The 3576-nt window shown below is 36.7% G+C and carries 3 protein-coding genes; all 3 read right to left on the reverse strand.

The annotated features are described in order from the left end of the window. A partial coding sequence (locus VLC96_RS17590; RefSeq protein ID WP_491700823.1) for a glycoside hydrolase family protein occupies window positions 1-494 on the reverse strand: 494 nt, incomplete at its 3' end. Between the two features lie 21 nt (window positions 495-515). After that, the gene (locus VLC96_RS17595; RefSeq protein WP_325265028.1) at window positions 516-1913 is read right to left on the reverse strand and encodes a DUF4960 domain-containing protein; all 1398 of its coding nucleotides are present in this window, start codon (window positions 1911-1913) and stop codon (window positions 516-518) included. 20 nt (window positions 1914-1933) lie between these two features. Next, window positions 1934-3576, reverse strand: a 1643-nt coding sequence (locus tag VLC96_RS17600) for a RagB/SusD family nutrient uptake outer membrane protein (RefSeq protein WP_325265030.1), incomplete at its 5' end; no start/stop codon positions are given.

A 3576-nucleotide genomic window follows, 5' to 3' on the forward strand; every position in this document is an offset into this window, starting at 1 on the left:
AAATCAGAACTAGTAGCACACAAAACACTTTCTCTGGCATTCGTATGGACAAATACTGGTGTCTCATTGTGTCCCGTATAATAGAAATAATAAGCACTTCCTATTTTTACAACTGATCCTGTGCCAATGGCAAAATCAGGATCGGTTGTTTTTCCGTAAGGAATCATTTGCCCTTGATAGGTAAAATGAGCCAAATCGGTGCTTAAGTATTCATGAATATCATGGAATCCTTTTCCGGCGGGTTTGTTCTGTGCATCATGGAGGAAGTAAATATGAAATTTTCCGTTGTCGAAAAAAGGCATAACATCTCCCGTATATCCTGCACTGTAATACGGTTCATTCCCTCCCATCCATTGAGAAGGGGGTACAGGAAAAATACTTGCTATTTCAGACACTCCTCCTGAAATAGAACCTCCAACATAAGTTTCCTCCTGACTGCACGACAAGAGTGAAAAGAAAACGGAAGCAATCGTTATTATATTTTTATATTTCATTTTAATTGAGTTCAGATTGAATTATTTTCCCGCTAAATATTTGATACTGTTTTTGGTCAAAGCCTTGATATTTGTAATAAACTCATTGGCCTGACTCGGCACACCACTGCTGTTTGTTTCATTATACCAATCGTAAGCTCCCATTGAAATCACGACTACATTTTTATCCGTTGCCGAATTTGGGAACTCCGCTATTGTGACTCTACCATCAAGGGTGTTATCCCAGGATTCACTGGCCAAGTTGGTTCCTCCGGTTTGATTTCTCCATCCTTCTCCGTTTGTATATCCTCCCCATTCCGGTAAAAACCACCATGCTGTATGATTCAATCTGAAAGTTCCACTTTGCAGTAAATAGGCTTTTCCTGCTTCAAAAGTGACCAATCCTTGAAAAATAGGATGATTTTCATGACCTTTAAATGACATTCCCCAAGAATTTCCATCTACAAATCCGTTTGGAGGAAAATCTCCAAAAACATTATTTGGTCCTTTTCCTGATGGAACAATTCCTAAAGCATCTACATATTGCGAAGCAAAAGAAGTTAAAAGTAAATTTCCACCATTTGTTCTGAAATTTTTCAAAGCGTCAGTAACCGCTGGTTTATAAGCTACAGAAGGTAAATTTGTAGCTGAATCAAAATGCCACCAAATCACATCAATTTTGCTTAAATCGGCACCATTTAAAATATTATCAAAAGAAATATACTTCGCCCCTGGAAAATTCTCAAACAACCAGTTTGATGCCGTCACTTCGTCCATATTGGTAATTCCAGATCTCGTTGCTGCAGTTCCTAAAAATGCCACCACTAAATCTGAACTAGGCACATCTACATTAGCCGTATAATTGACACTTGTACCATTGAACGTTACTGCAAAAACCACCGGATTGGTAAAATCAAGCACCGTTCCTGATGCTGGCGAAATAGAAACTCCTGTAGTTAATTCAATTATTGGCTGTAGTTCTTTTAAATTAGTTCCTTCAGGCAAAGTCATAGTAATAGTTTTATTAACATCGTTTATTGTTGCCGAAACTCCATTAATTGTAAAACTCTTAATTGGACTCAATACTACTGTCGTTACCGTATAATCTTTATATAAGTTTCCATTAATTACTCTAAATTTTACCGGATTTGTAAAATTGATTGGTGTACTCAAATCAAGATTTGAAGTTGCTCCCTCTTCTAAAACCACTTCAGGTTTAATGGCTGTGATATCAGACCCATAAGGCATTTCAATATTAATTTTCCCAGTAGCCTGATCAATAGTTCCGCTAACACCGTTTAGTTTAAAAGAAACTACATTTGATGGCGAACTGACATCAAAACCATCTTTGTCAAAACCATCTTCACAGGCAGTAACCATAAAAATGATTGCTAAAACTGCAGCAATATTTATCCAATACTTATTGATATATTTTTTCATATTATTGATTTTCAAAATAATTAATAACCTCTATTTTGCTTGTATAGTCCCTGACTGAAATTAATTTGTTTCAATGGAATTGGGCAATATTCTTCTTTATGCGCATCAAAAAAAGCGTCCTGATAATACGTGCGTTTTGTTTTTTCTTTTGCATAAAAATCATTCATTACCTCGTCTGTAATACCCCAACGAACAAGGTCAAAAAAGCGGCTTCCTTCCATAGCCAATTCTAAACGACGTTCCCAACGCAAAGCTTTACGAGCAAATTCCTGTGTCCAGTTGCAATTGCTTCCGTCAACGTATGTATTGATTTTGAAGTTGTTTACGTATGGTAATCGTCCTGTACTTTGTGCAGCTCGCTCTCTAATTTGATTGATTAATGGTAAAGCTTCCGACTGTCTTCCAAGTTCAATCAAAGCTTCGGCACGCATCAAAATCACGTCTGCATAGCGGATCTGTATTCTGTTTTTTGAATTTCCATAAAATGGATCAATATTAACCACACAAGAACAATTTGGTGCCACATTTTCTTTTAAAGAAGCATAATATCCATAAGTACCTGGAGATCTTACCCATGCTTCAACATATAAAAATTCAGGATCATACTTATAAGGTAATCCAGGCATTGCAACGGTATGATACAATCTTGGATCAACGGTAGTAGCATCTATATTTTTATAATCAAAGTCCTGATCGTTGTATGTATCGAATTCCGGTAAACCATTTGCACCTGTTTTAAATGCATTTACTAAGTTTTGGCTCGGTTTATGAAAATCACAACATCCTAACCCTTGAGGTGTAGAAAGTACATCCGAAAAGTTTAATCTTCCATATAAGGTTCCATCATTATCAGAAAACTGAATTGAGAAAATCGATTCCGGACCATTCTCATAAGTTCCAGGTAAAAAGTTATTGGCAAAATCAGGCTCTAAAGCCGCTTTTCCAATTACTTTATCTGTTGCAGCAATTACTTCCTGTAAATGTTTTTGATCGATTCCTGTAACAGCAAACGATTCATCTTGCGTATAAGCTTGATACAGGCGTGTTTTTGCTAAATAGGCATAAGCTGCTTTTTGAGTAGCGCGCCCAACCTGAGACTGTGTTTCCGGTAAATCAGTGGCTGCAGCCTGAAAATCTTCAGCAATTTTATCCCAAAGTGCTTCATTTGAAAGCGCTTGATTTGAAATGGTTTTATAATCTTCAACTGGAACATCCTCTGTAATGTAAGGCACATTTCTGAACATAATCTTCAACATAAAATAAAAGTGCCCTCTTAGAAAACGCATCTCAGCTATACGGGTTTTCTTCAACGGATAATCCTTTTCAGAAATTTGCTCTAAGGCTTTCAAAGCTTTATTGGCACGGGAAACTCCAACGTAGCTGATGTACCAAAAAGAATCTAATTCTCCGAAATCTGACCTGATATTATTCGATACTTCAAAAAAATGAAAATCCTGAATATCATTGGTTCCACTTCCACCTTTATAAGCATCGTCTGAACGGACATTTCCGAAAGGCCATAAACTGTAAGGGGAATCATAATGATCATTTCCTAACTGGGCATAAGCCGCATTCATAAATCCTTCTATAGTTTGAGGCGTTACAATATCTTTTTCTGATAATACTCCTCGGGGTTCATTTTCTAAAAAATCGGAACAGGAAG

It is taken from the genome of Flavobacterium sp., from assembly GCF_035456085.1.
GTDB lineage: Bacteria > Bacteroidota > Bacteroidia > Flavobacteriales > Flavobacteriaceae > Flavobacterium.

Excerpts from the sequence above, each read along its gene's own strand:
- VLC96_RS17595 (WP_325265028.1), bottom strand. The coding sequence starts at position 1,913 with ATGAAAAAATATATCAATAAGTATTGGATAAATATTGCTGCAGTTTTA.